Below are 16,687 nucleotides of genomic sequence, written 5' to 3' on the forward strand. Positions count from 1 at the left end.
GGTGGTACACGTTTCAAATGCTACCCGGGTCCCTTTTCAAGTGTTAGCTACAACTATGACATGGTTACCAAAATTTTATTGGCTTATACCCATATATTCTTAACCCAAACTCATACCACTATGTATAAATCTTGATTGGAATCAGTCATAAATAAACATAAACCCAACCTTGACCAATAGTAAAATTAAAATCAGAACTGGGATAGTCGTTGATATAATTTACAACTTCTTTATTTCAGCCCATGAGAGGGTGGTGGACAATCGATACCCCACATCTTATTTTGTCTGTTTCCCATTTTCAAGATCAATACACCTTCATTTATCAAATCCTCATGTGCAAACCAGGCATGATTCAATTCTTTGCCATTGAGAGTGGCCGACTGGATGTATTTATTTTCATCTGACACCCCCTCTGCTATAATTGTGAAAAACTTGTTGTTATGTAACTTGATACGGACCTCACTGAACATCGGACTGCCAATGGTATAAATAGGCAGTCCCGGAGTGACAGGATAAAAACCGAGAGAAGAAAAGACAACAAAGGCTGACATGCCCCCTCCATCTTCATCCCCAGGAATGCCCATCAAATCATTGCGAAACCACATCTTTAACAACTGGCGGATACGCTTCTGAGTTTTCCAAGGCTGACCAGCATAACAATAAAGATAAGGAATATGCAGAGACGGCTCATTCGCCATGGAGAATTGTCCCACATTGCCAGTATGATCGGGTAATTGAGAATAGAAATCAAATTTACTTTTTCCCAAAGACTCATTGAACATCTGATCCAAATTGGCAACAAACTGTTCCTTGCCATTCATCAGTTCAATAAGGTCGGCAATATTATGCGGCACATCCCAACGATACACCCAACCATTATTTTCTCCATAATACTCACGGGCACCCTGACCACCAGAAAAGCGGTAATCAAATGGGCTAATCCACTTGCCATTTTTATCCTTTGGATGGAAAAAGCACGTTTCCTTGTTGTAAATATGGCGATAATTAAACGAACGACAACGATAGTAGGCAGCTTCTTCATCCTTATTTAGCATTTCAGCGATGCGTGACAGACACCATTCGTCATACGCCGTTCCGAGTGTCACGGCTACAGATTGACGTTTTTCGAAGGAATGTACATTCGGATCAGTTTCCTTTTCATCAGGCTGCAAAGCAGGGATATACCCCTTTTCTTTATAAAACAGATCAATCCAGCCACAGGTTGCTGCTGACCAAGGAGCCAATGTCTTCTCTTCAATAGCACGTTTGCACACATTGTATGCTTTGGTTAAATCAAACTTGATTCCTTTGGCAGCCGCATCTGCAATCGTAGCCACTCCATGATTAGAATTCATTCGTCGAGAATCTCCTGTAATTTCCGGGAAAGTAGGCATCCACATCGTTCCCATCTGTTCTGCCATACGCAAATAGGACCGAATGATGTCCAACTCCGTATTTTGATCGATAAGTACACGTAATGGATGGGCTGCACGATATGTGTCCCATATCCAATCATCTGTATAGAAAGGCAAACCATAATCATTATGTACCCGATGATCGAACGCGCTGAAATAGCGCCCGTCTTCGCTGATACAGACTGGGCGTTCAAATACCCTGTACAAAGAAGTATAAAATACCCGCTTACTGTCAGTATCTCCTCCCTTAACGTCTATCTTGCCCAAGGAAGCATTCCAGATATTCCGCCCTTTATCAGCCAGTGCCACCACATCATAACCGGACAATTCACGTTCCATGTTTTTGCGAGCTTGTTCTTCACTGATAAATGAAATACCGTATCTTACACGCACATACTCAGTTTGTTTTGCAAAGGCCAACACCGCACACGCATTGTGACCTTCTGCAGTCGTCGTACGGCTCAATTTCCCATCCACCAGCATGTCTGATTGTACTGGCATCTGCTCAGTTTCCAAATACAGATAGACTCGAGTGTTGTTATCCAAATGCTGGTAACCACTGATATGGTTTTCCGCTACCTGAACTTTTCCGTGCCGGGAATTCACAATGAGATAAGCCGGTTTGTCCGTTTGGGTAAAGCGGAGTTGGTATAAAGCCGATTGACGTGAAGGCGCATACTTGACCTCAATTTGTTCTTCATCCAAAAACACTTCGTAATAGTAGGGCTTGACGTTCTCATGGTCATAGCTATAGTTTACGACCGGCTGTAACGGCTCTCCTTGGCAAGGACTAAGGTTAAAGGCCGAAGTGCCCCGATGGCTGGTAATGATGAGCGGCAATCCATGTAATTGACTACCTGTATAATCACTCCGTTCGGGATATACACGCAACATGCTGTTGGGCAAATGAATCGTAGGATAAGTGGGTACTAGTAAATGGCTGATGTTGCCCATATAAGGGTTGACATAGTCAACGGGAGTCAAGTTATGTTCTTTATTCGATCCCTGAGAGAGGGCGTACCCTGCGAATAAAAAAACAAACACAACACACAAAAAGTATAAATGTTTCATTTTCTTACAGAACTAAGGATTGTATTTGGGCTACAAAAACAGCAGCCATACGGTTTTGAATATAACAGTCTTTACCCCGGTTGGGATGCCATCCATACTCAACCCCATCAATACACTCTGTGTCATCGGCAAAGAGAGTGCTCGTTTGTCGGTGTGTTTCTGGATGCTCAACGGTCTTTGAAAAGCCAATCTGTTCATCAAATTTTACCAGTGGAAAGCCCCATTTGTCGGAGAGTTTCCTGATAGATTCATTATACACCACGCGTGCATCGTGCCAATGGGTACAAAGCAGAATCACAGCCGGCTTCCCCCCTTTCACACCGTAATACTTCGAACCTTTGTCAAATTGAAGTTGATAACAATCGGATATGTATTTCTTGATTACATAATCAAAAGCGGCCGCATAGTTGCCACGGGTAAAAGGCAAGGCATATTCGTGATAGTCCTTTTTCAGCTCATTCGGGGCATACACATCCCGGTTGTGTACCTGCATAATCACGAAGACATCCACCTCGTCCAATTCCTCACGGGAATACAAATCGCCACGTGACATTCGGTTCGCCACATCCGCAATGGCTTCTCCTCCGATGGCCCGGTTGATTCCCTTCGCACGCAACGCCTCACACCCCAACTCAAACCAACCGTTATCCACGGATGCAAAAGAAGCGCCTGACAAGAGAACGGTCAGCTTCTTCTTCTCATCAGACATTGATAAATAACCTTCTCGTACCGGAGAACATATATCCTGTGCCGGTAAAAACGAGACCCAGCAGTATAGGAGTAGTATTATAATATAAATCCTTTTCATCATAATTCATTTAAAAGATGTAACTTTCCGTCTCTAATAATCTTAAGAACCAATTCACCAAACAAGGAATTTTGCCAGGCAAACCACGAACGTGTGAACTTTTCAGGCTGATCTTTGTGAAAAGACTCATGCATAAAGCCTGTATTAGCATCCGTAGCCAACAGCATGGCAACGCACAATTTGATTTCCTCATCGTTCTCCGACGTCATGGCACGTATGATTATGCTCATGGGCCACACCATGTCCATTCCTATGTGAGGGCCACCGATGCCTTCGGCATATTTGCCCTTGAAAAAATACGGATTGTCCAGACTCAACAGATATTTTCGCGTATTCTGATAAATCCTATCCGAGGGCTTCACATCGCAGATGTAGGGCAAAGCCAGCAGACTGGGAATATTAGCATCATCCATGCAGAGCTGATTGCCGTATCCGTCTACTTCAAAAGCATAAATCTTTCCATAGGTAGGATGCTTGTGTATGGCATGTTTTTTCAACGCTTCGCCCACTTCCATATACAACACATTGCACGCACGAGCCATTGCTTTGTTTTTGTTCACCTTCAATAGGATCTCCTCCATCTGACGCAAGCTGGTCACAGCAAAAAAGTTGGAAGGAATCAGGAACGGATAAACAGTCGCGTCATCCGAAGGGCGAAAAGAAGAGGCAATCAGTCCGTTGGCACGGACCGGATTTCCATATCCATCGTTGGATAACGTGTCATACTGCCGGTCCGTCACACGTAAAAACGAATAATTACCCCGATTCTCCTTCCGTTGCTGGTCTTTGAAAACTGTCAGGATAGATTCAACCACCTGCATCCATTCCGCTGTAAAAACGCTGTCATCACCGGTTACTTTCCAATAATGATAAGCCAGACGAACAACATAACACAGCGAGTCGATTTCCCACTTTCTTTCGTGAATTCCCCCTCTCATTGGTGTCCTGTCATTTTGCCACTCCCCTTTTCCAGAGAGATCACGGTAGAACGCATTCGCATACGGATCCAGCAGAACTAATCTGAACTGTCGTAGAATCACCCCCCGAATCATTTTCCTCAACCGCTCGTCCTCATTGGCGTACATCAGATAAGGCCACACCTGGGCGGAAGAATCCCTAAGCCACATTGCCGGAATATCCCCCGTTACCACAAAAGTGTCGTCCTCCGGTTCCGATTCATAAAACACCGTCGTGTCCAATGTGTTGGGAAAACAGTTGGCAAACATCCATTTGAGCTTCTCATTTTTCAGTAGAGTGACCGTCTCCTCAATAACCCGTTCGACGACTTCTGACCGGAAAAGTCTTTTTTCCACCGGTGGACGTTTAGACGTATACATTTCAACATGATCGATCCATTGCATTTCTTGTCCCGAAGAACAAGGATGTGCAAAAAGTAGAGAACAGACCCATAAAGAGCCTATAGTGAGTAATTGTCTCTTCATCTTACAAAGCTAGTCTTACTGCAGGAACGTAATTGAATTTCGCACCGCCAATGTTAATTCTTGCGCCAATTCTAAAGTAATATTGCGTGCCGGATTTTATATTTTCATGTTTTAAGTCCAATTCCAATGTAAACTCATTGCCAAGGTACGAGTTATCCACACCTTGCTTTACCACAAACTCCTTGAGTGGTTCGCCAACATTCGGTTCACGGTGACCGTAAAGAGCCACTTCCGCCACCTCTTGGTCAACCGTCTTTTCTAGACGGAACTTAGCCACAACCTTGCTACCATTTTTTTGAATGGAAGCATTTTTAATACGGATGTAAGGCTGCACTCTGAAGTCATATACCGTATTACCTTTCACCACAACTTCTTGATCTTTGACAGACACAAAGTTACCACGCATCAGACTCATCGTATACGAACCTGCAAACATCACGTTGTTTCGATACGTACCATTGTTCTTAATTACCATGTATTGCGTTTCAGGATTCTCAAACCCATGTTCGATAAATTCGATTTGTGCCCCGTCAATAATATCCTGTTCAACCAGTTCGCCAGTTTCAATGTCTAAGATTTTGCCTTCAATGGTAGCATTCGGACCATCATAGTTGTCTATTTCCAACAAGTCGCAGGAAGTGACTGCAAACAATGTCAGCAAAGCGAAAGCCATATTTTTAATGTTACGTTTCATAGTTGCTATTGTTAAATTAGTGTTTTGGATTCTGAGTTAAACCATTGGTAGAAGTTCCAGGAATATGTCTGTAATAATGATGCGTTTGGAAAGTACAAGAGTTTGCACCCGGTACAAACTTACGCACAAAAATATACTGAGGCTTTTCCCCTCGTAAATCAATCATAGGCACCAACGCCATTTTACGGCGGTTATCGAATTCCGAATGGAAATCCCTGCGTCTAATCAAATCCCAGTAACCCTTATTTTCAAAAGCCAACTCAATTCTCCTTTCGCGCAACACATTATCAAGAGTCAAGTCAACCTCTGTAGTATGAGCTGCTCTCTTACGCAAGTCATTCAGTCCCTTCTTGGCCATATCCAGCAAATTACCATCCGTTTCACCCTTTTCAACAACCGCTTCCGCAAAGTTCAGCAAGATTTCGGCGTATCTGAAATCCATAAAGTCGGTAGTCGACTGCAACTCCTTGGTCACGGTCAGGTTCTCATTTAAGAATTTGCGCATCAAGAACCCCGTACGCGTACAGTTCGGTGTACCGTCAAAACCCGAATAATCCTTCGAGAATTGAGCACCGAATGTATAATACGTCTTACCATTATGTTCACAAGCACCCGGTGAACTCATCAAGTCACCATTCGGTTTAATCACCCCCCCCTGGATTACAATCTTCTTCCCTTTCCACACACTGTTCGGATACGTGATGCAAGCAAAAAAGCGGGCATCCTTATGCTTGAAGATTTCCTCCGGCGAATCAAAATGGCGATAAGCAACATACGGACGATAGCCTTCATTATCGCTCACCTTTCCATCTTCCGTAGTGATGATCGGAGCAGCATGCCCCGGATTGGTATAATCCTCATACAAGTCAATCAACTCAAGAATTGGATTGGTTCTACCTCTGTGAGGGAATCCTTCCGCATTCTGATTCGGATTGTTCCAGGCATCATAATCATGTGCAATCCGAGTACCCGGAGCTCCATAGCCTTTGATAAAAATAGCCTCTTCACCAGCCACATTCGGATCTGTGAAAAGCGCTCTGTAGTTAGCAATCGCTTCTTGCACACTACCTGGATGCGCTTTATACAACCCAAACCTATTGGAAGCGATGATAGCTTTAGAAGCATCTATGCAAGCCTGATAATAACGGCTGGCATCTGACTTGTCCAAACCAACAAAATTCTTATCCACCGCTTCCCCTTCCAACGGAGCCTTGTCCCAATATTTAGCTACAGAAGCTGCATGTAATGCTGCCCTTGACTTCAGAGCATACGCCGTCCACTTCGTCGCCCTGCGCTTCTCTTCACTCGGATTGTTTCTGGTTTCCGGCAACAGACGAATCGCCCTGTCACATTCCTCCATCACAAAATCCCACGTTTCTTTTTCTGTGCTACGAGGTACCTTCAAGTTATCCGTATTCGGCTCAAACTCCTGATACTTCGTAATGATGGATACCCCCCCATAACGCTTCGCCAAACCAAAATAAGTATACGCCCTTAAGAAATGGGCTTCCCCCATCAACGCATCCTTTTCCTCTACCGAAATATCCAAATTGGGAATATACGTCATCAGCAGATTGATATTTCTGTTCAAAAAATACCCCTTATTCCACCAGTCATTGGCAAATTGGTTCCAGTTGGGCCATTCCGAATGGATGGCTTCCAGCGCATATTGCGCCAACGTCAAAGAACCAGTATTCCCTCTGGCGTTAAATCCGGCAGCAGGCATATATACAAAATCTTCAATCGGTGAACCATAATAGAGATCAGCTAGAAACGACTTGATACCATTGGGATCCGACAAGACACTTTCACCCGGTATTTTATTTTTTGGTTCTAAATCCAGAAAATCAGAACAAGCTCCACATAACACGAGCAAGAACCCCACAATTACATATTTAAAATTTAACATCTTTTTCATACGTATAATATTTAGAATGAAACACTTAAGCCTACATTAAAACTCTTTGTCAAAGGATAGTTGTATCCGGCACCATAGTCACCCTCCGTCTTTTCAGGGTCAAACTGTTTCAAGAACGAGTCGGTGAATGTAAAGAGATTGTATGCATTGAAATAGAGTCTCAAATTTTCAACACCATATTTTTTAGTAAATGTTCTAGGCAATATATAACCCACTTCAAAGCTCTTCAGGCGTAAATAAGACGCTTTCATGTTCCATGCCTGACTATCGCGGTAAGAAGAACCCATTTCCTGAGAGAAACGATTAGCAGGCCATTTACCAGGCACCCAATTGGTGTTGTCAGGATCATAGGAATCCTCCAAATGCCATCTGTCAAAGAAATAAGCAGGTAAATTACCATTGTTGAAGAACATTTGGCTGAATACCTCATTGAAACGGATGTTGTACATACCAGCACCTTGGAACACCATTGTCAAATCCATATTTTTCCATTGTGCATTCAACGTAAAACCATAAAAGAGTTTCGGTGTCTTGTTTCTGAATATCGGTTTGGTATCATAACCATTGATCACACCATCACCGTTATAATCATCATAGATATAATCACCCGGCAACAACTGCGTATTTCCTCTATTGTCGCAATGAATAGCCCCATGTAAAATCTCTTCATAATTTTGGAACTGTCCGACTTTGTCGAATCCCCAAACCAAGTCATTCCAACGGTTTGTATATCCATTCTTCCAACGGTCGTAACTGCTTCGTGCAGCCGGTTTATCCACTGTGCGATGCATGGTTCTGGCAATATTCATGTTGAAAGAAGCGCTGTAAGAGAAATCATTGATGCGATTTTTGTGAGAAATGGTCAAGTCAAAACCCTGTGTACGTTCACTTTCCACATTCTCCACCGGCATTGATCCACCAAACGTATTCGGCAAGTTGCCTTCTCTGATTTTCAACTTTCCGCTCTTGTGTTTCTTATAGAAGTCAAGTTCAAAATTCAGTTTGTTTCTTAGCACAGAAAACTCGACCCCCACATTATACATCTCCGAACGCACCCACGTAAAGTCCCGATTGATCACACCCGGAGCTGCCATCGTACCCAGGAACTTGCCATCTTCAAACTCATAACCAATATTCACATTAGGTGTGAAACCCATCACGTGTTGGAATGGCGCTCCTACATTTTCACCAATGACGCCATAAGAACCACGGATTTTCAAATTATCAATAAACGAAAAATTATCTTTGATAAAGCTTTCTTCAGAGATTCTCCAGCCGGCTGATAAAGAAGGAGAGAACGCCCATCTTTTGCCGGGTGCATAACGGTAAGAGCCGTCATAACGGCAAGCATATTCAAATAAATACTTACCCATGTAGTCATAGTTAAATTTACCGATGTATGCCATAGTTGTCTCTTCATGTTCCGTACCGCTATTCGTCTGTACCCCCGATGCATAATCCATCACATCTGTCGTGTAAAAATCATATTCACGTTTCAAGTAAGAGTGTTTCTTCTCATATTTCTTCTGTTCGTAAGCAACTAATGCCGAAACATGATGTTTGTCCAGGAAGGTTCTGTCGAATGTCACCTGCGCCTGCAACACAATGCGGTCTGCATCTTCCACATTATTGGCAATACGCGGCTTGTTTTTCAACTGATAATTCAAATCGGACGAATAAATGCGATAACTCTTCCATAAATTTTTATTGAATACACTATAGCTGTCATAGGCAATGGTGCCTTTCGCCTGCAGTCCCTTCAAGAAAGGCGCATCATAAGTCAGCGAAACAGCCGACTGAAGCGATTTGTTCTTGTCCACCGTATACCCTGCATGCTTTTTCTGTGACATCACCACCGGATTTTCCTGATTGTAGATATTCGCCGGATAAGCCGGGTCATCGTTAATATACGGACGTTCGTTCGGATGACTGATGATGGTACCTTTGTACATCCATATAAAGCCATCACCACCCGGGAAATCCCTCATGCCATAACGGCCCGAAACCATCACATCCGTTGTCAGATAACGGTTCAATTTGGCAGAAACATTGCTTCTGAACGTATAGCGGTCATAACCCATATCCCCACTCTTGAAAATACCGTCTTCATCATAGTAGCTGAAACTGAGGAAGTATTTCATAATCTTATTGCCACCCTCAATAGACAAGTTATGATTATGTCTCAAACTGGCTTTTTTCATGGTTTCATTGTACCAGTCCGTGCTTTCATAACCCGGTCCGCCAGCTCTCCACTTATTTAGTTCTTCATTGGTAATACTATGCACCCCGTCTCTATAAAAAATCGCATCATCGTACATTTCCAGATATTGGGCCGCATTGGCCATGAGGGGACGGTCAGTAACCTTCTGCCAGCCCACATTACCCGAATACGTAAACTGAGGACGGTGGGATTCCCCTCTCTTCGTAGTCACCACAATCACACCATTACTGGCATTCATGCCATATACTGCAGCGGAAGCGTCCTTCAACACCGAAACACTTTCGATGTCACTAGGATTCAATTGTTGGAATTCAACGCTACCATCGCGTACAATACCATCGATGACATACAAAGGTTCTCCATAGCCGCGGATGTTAATCATAGAATTAAAAGTACCCGGCTCACCATTCTGCTGTCTTATCTGCAATCCCGGCATCTTACCCTGTAAAGATTGCGCCAGGCTGGAGCTCACAGTCGTATTGATCTCCTTGGTCTTTAACGAAGCAATACTTCCCGTCAAGTTACCTCTCTTCTGCGTACCATACCCCACAACTACCACTTCATCAACTAGATTGGCATCCTCTTCCAGCGTAATTTCGTAATAATCCTTCTTCACTCTCAGTTCCTTCTTGCCGAAACCGATGTACGAAATCGTCAGCAAGTCGTTTTCGTGCGCATTCAAAGAGAATTTACCATTCAAATCAGAAATGGTACCACCGGCACCGTTTTCCACAGCAATGGAAGCGCCGATGATAGGAACACCAGAGAGGTCTCGGATAATCCCCGAAATCCTTTTGGCACTCCTCTGCTGTCCTTTCGACACTTTGGAATCAATTTTATACAACACCACATTCTTTCCCTTAATTTTATAGCCGATATTTTCCCCTTTGAAAACCACCTTCAAGATTTCCTCAATCTTTTTATTTTTTAAAGACACCGAAATCTTTCGCTTGGGATTGAACAGATTGTAATCATAAGTAAAAAACAGATTGTTCTTTTTTTCAATGATTGATAGCACCTCCGTGATGCTTTTGTTTTTCACATCCAGTGAAATGGTAACATTTTGAGCATGCAATGCAAGTACTCCGTTAAATAGGAATAAAAATGTTAACAAAAGCACAAAACTGCAAGAGTTCCTATTCCATCTACTAAAAAAAGTTACGCATTCTTTTAGATAGAAATAACTGGTTGGATTTTTCATAAATTTGTAACTGAGTAATTGATTTAATCTTTAATTAATTTATTCGACGACAAGGATTGTGAATTGCTGCAACAATTTGCAATCCTTTTTCTTTTTCTTCTTTTTCTGTTAATTGTCCTCCTTTCTTATTATAAATATATGTTCTTTTTCCAGATACGTCAATTGCCCACTTTCCTGCAACAGGTCCAAGACCTCCGTCAAGGTCGATTCCCTATGCACGTGGCAGAAGAACCGTTTTTTTTCAAGCGAAGGATCTTCAATGACAATTTCCCTGTCGAATTTCCGTTTCAATTCCAACACAATGGTCTTCAGTGTTTCCCCGGGGAACATCAGTTCCCCCGTCCGCCACGTACCAGCCGTAGAAGCATCCATTTCACGAATCGAACTCAGACCCGTTTCGAGAGAGACTGTCAGCATTTGATTGGGCTTTATCCGTATATTTTTATTCTTATCAGTATACACTTCCACCTGCCCTTCTTTTAAGAGAACTGTTGGATCCTCACCGGAATACGATTTCACATTAAATGTAGTACCCAGTACACGTACTTTCAACCTCTCCGTTTCCACCAAAAACGGCTTGTGTTCATCACGGTTCACTTGAAACAAAGCCTCACCTGCCAGTTTGACCGTACGGTAACCCCTAGCAAATTTGGTGGGATAAGTAAACCGGCTACCTGAGTTCAACCAGATGTGTGTACCATCCTCCAATACCAAATTGGCTGTCTGCGAGTTGGGGACAATTACCGTATTAAATCCAACCGGTCGTGTAACCTCCATGTAATATAACGTTCCCAACCCTACTGACAATACAATTGCTATTGATGCAGTTATTTTTAGGAAGAGTGATGATTTAGGTTTATGGATATCGTTTTTTTGTGTTGTATTGTATGTCTCCTGTTCCTTAATTTTGGATTCAGATCTACTCATCATCTTCTCTATCATCTTTTGGTAAGATGCATTCAGATGTATCTTTGTTGCATAGTTGGCTTCTTCTTTTTTCGACCAGATTTCCTCCAACGAGAACAAAAAAGTCGAGTTAGCAGGTTCTTCCCTTCTCCATTTGTTGATCTTTTTGTAATCCTCCTCCGAAGCGGAATGATTTAAAAAACGCTTTAATACATTTAAATCCATATTACAGTAATATATAATTCAACATTAGAGCAATCCAAATTCCGACATGCCTCAAGGACTTGCGCAATTCCGCGATGGCTTGGGCAAGGTGTGTCTGTACCGTACGTAAGGACACATGCATCTGATTGGCTATGTCCTTTTGTGACTTCCCTTCGAAGTAGAATAAGTTTAAAGCTTCCGCACGTCTGGGAGGCAATTGCCTGATTGCATTTTCCAGCAACTTATAGTTCAACTCCTCATTCGTTTCAGACATCGAAACAGTCGATTCAATTTTCTGGTTGTAATATTCACAACGATCAATGGCCAGTTGCCACTGTTCCCGGTAGTTCTCCACTACCTTTTGGTGCTTCAGATAGTTTAGACAACTGTTTTGCGTGGCTTTGAATAGAAAGGCGGCCAGCCTACTGGAAACAATCATATGATGTTGTTCCCAGTAAGCGACAAATACATCATGTACTATATCTTCAGCAACCTCTTCATCAACAAATTTACATGCATGAACCATCAATTTAGGATACAGTTCATCATAAACTTGTCTAAAATGACTGATAGAATCCCCCCCCTTTTCTTGCATTCCATTTGAATATTGAGAGTCCATAATAACGGTTTGTATCTGTGGCTATTTGATGGCAGACAATACGATTTTTTCCATAACCTCATATCCTTTATCTGTAGGGTGGACACCATCATACGTATATTCATCAATCATGCCTCCGTTCTCTTTGCTCATTTCACTGAAGTAATCAATGTAGTGTACATGTTTTGCTTTGGCAAGTTGCCGGATCCGCACATTCAGCTCATAAATCTGTTTCACTGCATCCGTAATGTCTTTTCTCCAAGGATACACATCAACCGGAAGAACCGAAGAAAGATACACTTTGATTTTATGTGATTTGGCTAACTCTACCATTGATTTGATGTTACTCACCGTATATTCGATGCTGTACTTACCAGTATTTTCGGCTATGTCGTTCGTACCGATGTTGATGACAACAGCTTTTGGTTTAAGGTCAATCACATCTTTTTGGAAGCGGAGCAGGAGTTGCGGACTGGTTTGACCGCTGATGCCACGACCTAAAAATTGATGACCTGTAAAAAAAACGGGGCGTTTGCTAGCCCATCCGTCGGTAATGGAATTTCCGATAAAAATCACTTTCGGATAAGTTTTGTTTTGAATGATGCGTTCATTATCCTTTTGATATCTTTCAAAATCAGGATACTCGCTCAGTGTTTGGGCCGTTGCCACTGTTGCGAAAAAGTACAGAAGAGCAAAGAATAAGTGTTTCATATTTAGTATTATTTAGTAATGATTGTTAGCAATATCTTATATTAAGACAACTACACTATCAAAAGTACGTATTCTAATAGTTAAAAGAAAAAGATTTTTATCTACTATGATATTACGTTTTATGCCTTTTGCTTTTTATTCCCGTCAACACCGTTCAAGGAAGCATTGTTCCCCTTTGACATTTTGATTGTCCACGATACTATTTACAATTGGTCCCATGCTATGTTTCACACGTATATCTTCACGTAATTTCTCTAACAATAAGCCCAACTCCGACAAAGAACCTCATTTACGATAGTGGTGATAAAACAACTGTCACTTTGGGAATTCGAAAAGAGGCATATGCCATTGACAACTAGTCTTAACTAAAAAATACAGCATTACAAATCATATTTTACTCTTCCTGCAAATTTAACACTTTTGTTATATACGCCATTCGGTCTCCGTTAGATCAGCCTGGTACATTTTTCGTTTGGCACCGCAAAGAAACTATTCGGCCGCGGAAACGTCAGTAAAAAAAATCAGCTGTTTTTAAAACATATATAGTCCTCATCATTATTTCTACAGCCCGAACATCTTTTTCAATCTCTAGACCGTACTAACACTCACTCCCTCGGTTCTGGCTATCATCTTCATCTGATAACTTTACCGGAAAGTCTTGACATACCGAAACGATTGCCGGACAAATCCATCGGACCATCATCCGCATATTCTCCCACTTCAACTTACACACATAAAAAACTGCCGTCTGACAAAACCCCGAAATCCTTACATGTGTGATTTTAAAAAAATGTTCAATTTCAAAAATGAAAGAAACATGAAAACAGAAACAAAAAGAATTTTGGAAAAGGCCCAGGCAGGTGATGCAGAGGCTCAGTATCTAACCGGTCTGTATTATGAGGATAAGGGAAATGCCGACGAGGCTTTCCTATGGTATGACCGTTCGGCTACACAGGGATTCGTATATGGAATCAACGCCGTTGCCATATATTACCTGAAAGGGATGGCTGTAAAGCATGATACCGGCAAGGCAATCGCTCTTCTAGAGAGTATTGCAGATAAATTCCCCACAGCCAAAGCCAATCTGGGCCATATATACCTGGAAGGGCAGGGATGTCCGCAGGATATAGGGAAAGGTATCGGGTTACTCGGACAGGCTGCGGATTCAGGTGACGGACTGTCGGCTTTCACAATGGGGCATATACGCCTCAAAGGGCTGTTTGGGACTCCCGTAATGTACAAGGAAGCGACAGGATGGTTCGAGAAGGCCTATGAACTGGGGATATATGACAGTGTGGACTTCCTCTGTGACCTGTATGAAGGTCTGTATTCACGGGGCATGAGGGACATCAGGAAATACAGGTTATGGTCGGATGTCAGAAAAAGCCTTGAAAAAGGAGGTTCCCGTACCGGTCTGGCAATGCCATCATCCGCAAATGGAGGCAATGTACCGGTATTCGGGGAGGCAAACGGCAGACAGTACATCATCATCGGCGGGGAGAAGGCTTATGTCGATCTCCTCGTTGCTGAGACATTCCTGGTCAATCCTGATCCGAAGGCCTATACGGAAGTGGAGCATATTGACGGCGACATGTCCAACAATGCGGCTTATAATCTCAGATGGATAAAAAAGCAATAAAGTCTATGGTAAAGAATATGAAAACGACATTGACAGAAAAGATTAATTGGACAAAGTACAACCTGGCTTATCCTGAGTTAGGAGATGTTATACAGATGATTCGCACGGGAGACATGCAATTGCATGACAATGAGTTTGGAGACTATACATTGAAGCAGGCAATAGAGCATATCAGAAGTGTAGCTCCAGGTGACATGCGGAAATGGAAAGCCAGACTCCTGCCCGCTGTTGCCTATAACGGTACATTCAGGGAACTTAACGGTGCGGGGCTGATTGAATACTCGCGTGTGACGGCATTGGATTTTGACCATATAGCAACACCGGATGAAATGATCCGGTTACGGAACAAGCTGATGATAACCGAATGTGTCCTGAGTGTTTTTGTTACACCCAGTGGAAATGGACTGAAGGCTCTGGTTTTGCATGACAATACAGATCCGGCCAGACATGAAGATTTGTATGGACAGCTACTGGATAAATTCTATGTGGCAAACAGAAATGATGCAAGCTGTAAAGACCTGGCACGCAGAAATTATCTGAGTTACGATCCTGACATCTGGACCAATCCAAATCCTGAACCGTACCCTTATGTCCCCACCATAAAGCCACAGGTACAGATGCCACAATCATCCGGGACAAGAACAGTGTCGGACAAAAGCATCATCAGCATCATGAACTCCCACTGGAAAAGGAACAATCCTGAATATTGGAAAAAAGGCAACAGGGGAAACTGCATCTTCAGGTTAGCCTGCTGGATGTGCAAATGGGGTGTTGACGAGGAATTGGCTACTGAGTATTTCATTGATGGCTGGGAAGATGACACAATGGATGAAAAGGAAATCAGAAGCCATGTGGGCAACGCCTATAAGACCGAAGAGAAGAACTTCGGAACATTGATATTTACAATACACTGATTTAATCACCCCTTTAAAAAAACAATTATGGCACTGACAAAAAGCCGGGGTAACATGTATCCTTTTGTTACCCACACGTGGAATGCAATAAAAGGAATATGTTTTCATGACTGCCCCTATTGTTACATGAAAAAATTCGATGGTCTGCTTCCTATACGGTTTGACCCCAAGGAACTGGAAGTAAACCTGGGTAACGGCAATTTTATTTTCGTTGGTAGCGGAACGGACGCATGGGCTTTCGACGTACCTTCGGACTGGATTGCCCAGGTTCTGGATTATTGTGACAAGTTTGATAATAACTATCTTTTCCAATCCAAGGACCCCATACGTTTCTTGGAGTTCATAGGGCATCCGGTAATGAAGAAATCGGTTTTGTGCACGACCATTGAAACCAATGTCTTTTATCCGGACATCGTAAGGAATGCTCCAGGTACCCGGAAACGTGCCAAAGCCATGCAAAAACTGGCGAGCCTTGGAATGAGAACCTATGTGACCTGTGAACCTCTGATAAAATTCGACTTGCCCGAAATGGTTGAACTTGTCAGCATGTGTTCTCCTGTACAAGTCAATATCGGCAGGAACTCACGACAGGACATTACCCTTCCCGAACCGACAAGGAATGAAGTGCAGGCATTGATAACCGAACTTCAGAAATTTACCAAAGTGGTAGTCAAATCCAATGCCAAGTGCTGGACTTGAGAATGTACTGACTGATTGGAAAGATAAAGGAGATGCTGCATAAGCTCTCCTTTAAAATTTCGTCAAAGCCAATAAAGAATCCATATGTCAAGGATACAGGTGAAAAATATTGCAAAATAACACCTTGTGAGTTAACCGGAGGCAAGTTTATTATACATATACTGCATATTTTATTATAATACCCACTCAGGCGGTGTAGCTAACACTTGAAAAGGGACCCGGGTAGCATTTGAAACGTGTACCACC

12 protein-coding genes are annotated in these 16,687 nt (G+C 42.6%); 3 read left to right on the forward strand and 9 right to left on the reverse strand.

The window, feature by feature from the left end; genetic code table 11:
* Positions 1–230: 230 nt before the first annotated feature.
* From DW947_RS20140 to DW947_RS20180, 9 genes are all read right to left on the reverse strand, one after another.
* Positions 231–2,486 carry a GH92 family glycosyl hydrolase gene (locus DW947_RS20140; RefSeq protein WP_005824115.1) on the reverse strand — a complete coding sequence of 752 codons (2,256 nt, stop codon included), beginning with the start codon at positions 2,484–2,486 and terminating at the stop codon, positions 231–233.
* A 4-nt stretch (positions 2,487–2,490) separates the two neighbouring features.
* A complete protein-coding gene (locus DW947_RS20145) occupies positions 2,491–3,297 on the reverse strand; it encodes a DUF5040 domain-containing protein (protein ID WP_005824118.1) in 807 nt (268 codons plus the stop codon).
* Entirely contained in the window at positions 3,294–4,736 is a 1,443-nt protein-coding gene (locus tag DW947_RS20150; RefSeq protein WP_008665704.1) for a glycoside hydrolase family 125 protein, read from the reverse strand. Before DW947_RS20150 ends, DW947_RS20145 begins: the two co-directional genes overlap by 4 nt.
* A 1-nt stretch (position 4,737) precedes the next feature.
* Positions 4,738–5,430: a DUF3823 domain-containing protein gene (locus DW947_RS20155; RefSeq protein WP_005824122.1), complete on the reverse strand. Its 693-nt coding sequence runs from the start codon at positions 5,428–5,430 to the stop codon at positions 4,738–4,740.
* Positions 5,431–5,446: 16 nt separating this feature from the next.
* Entirely contained in the window at positions 5,447–7,348 is a 1,902-nt protein-coding gene (locus DW947_RS20160; RefSeq protein WP_005824124.1) for a RagB/SusD family nutrient uptake outer membrane protein, read from the reverse strand.
* An 11-nt stretch (positions 7,349–7,359) separates the two neighbouring features.
* Entirely contained in the window at positions 7,360–10,611 is a 3,252-nt protein-coding gene (locus DW947_RS20165; RefSeq protein ID WP_243635112.1) for a TonB-dependent receptor, read from the reverse strand.
* Positions 10,612–10,878: 267 nt separating this feature from the next.
* Positions 10,879–11,901 carry a FecR family protein gene (locus tag DW947_RS20170; RefSeq protein WP_005824128.1) on the reverse strand — a complete coding sequence of 341 codons (1,023 nt, stop codon included), beginning with the start codon at positions 11,899–11,901 and terminating at the stop codon, positions 10,879–10,881.
* Position 11,902: 1 nt separating this feature from the next.
* Positions 11,903–12,499 (reverse strand): RNA polymerase sigma-70 factor, encoded by a 597-nt coding sequence (locus DW947_RS20175; protein ID WP_005824130.1) that lies wholly within the window; start codon positions 12,497–12,499, stop codon positions 11,903–11,905.
* A gap of 21 nt (positions 12,500–12,520) precedes the next feature.
* On the reverse strand, positions 12,521–13,189 hold the full coding sequence (locus DW947_RS20180; RefSeq protein WP_005824132.1) for a GDSL-type esterase/lipase family protein: 669 nt from the start codon (positions 13,187–13,189) through the stop codon (positions 12,521–12,523).
* Between the two features lie 817 nt (positions 13,190–14,006).
* Here DW947_RS20180 and DW947_RS20185 point away from each other — a divergent pair.
* Genes DW947_RS20185 through DW947_RS20195 form a run of 3 tightly spaced genes read left to right on the forward strand, consistent with a single transcriptional unit; the run spans position 14,007 to position 16,441 of the window.
* Positions 14,007–14,828, forward strand: a complete 822-nt coding sequence (locus DW947_RS20185; protein WP_044468994.1) for a tetratricopeptide repeat protein — start codon at positions 14,007–14,009, stop codon at positions 14,826–14,828.
* Between the two features lie 17 nt (positions 14,829–14,845).
* Entirely contained in the window at positions 14,846–15,742 is an 897-nt protein-coding gene (locus tag DW947_RS20190; protein WP_227238988.1) for a BT4734/BF3469 family protein, read from the forward strand.
* 27 nt (positions 15,743–15,769) lie between these two features.
* Complete coding sequence (locus DW947_RS20195) at positions 15,770–16,441, forward strand: hypothetical protein (protein WP_044468988.1); 672 nt, start codon at positions 15,770–15,772, stop codon at positions 16,439–16,441.
* Positions 16,442–16,687 lie beyond the last annotated feature (246 nt).

It is taken from the genome of Bacteroides sp. AM44-19 (genome assembly GCF_003603395.1).
Taxonomy (GTDB): Bacteria; Bacteroidota; Bacteroidia; order Bacteroidales; family Bacteroidaceae; genus Bacteroides; species Bacteroides uniformis.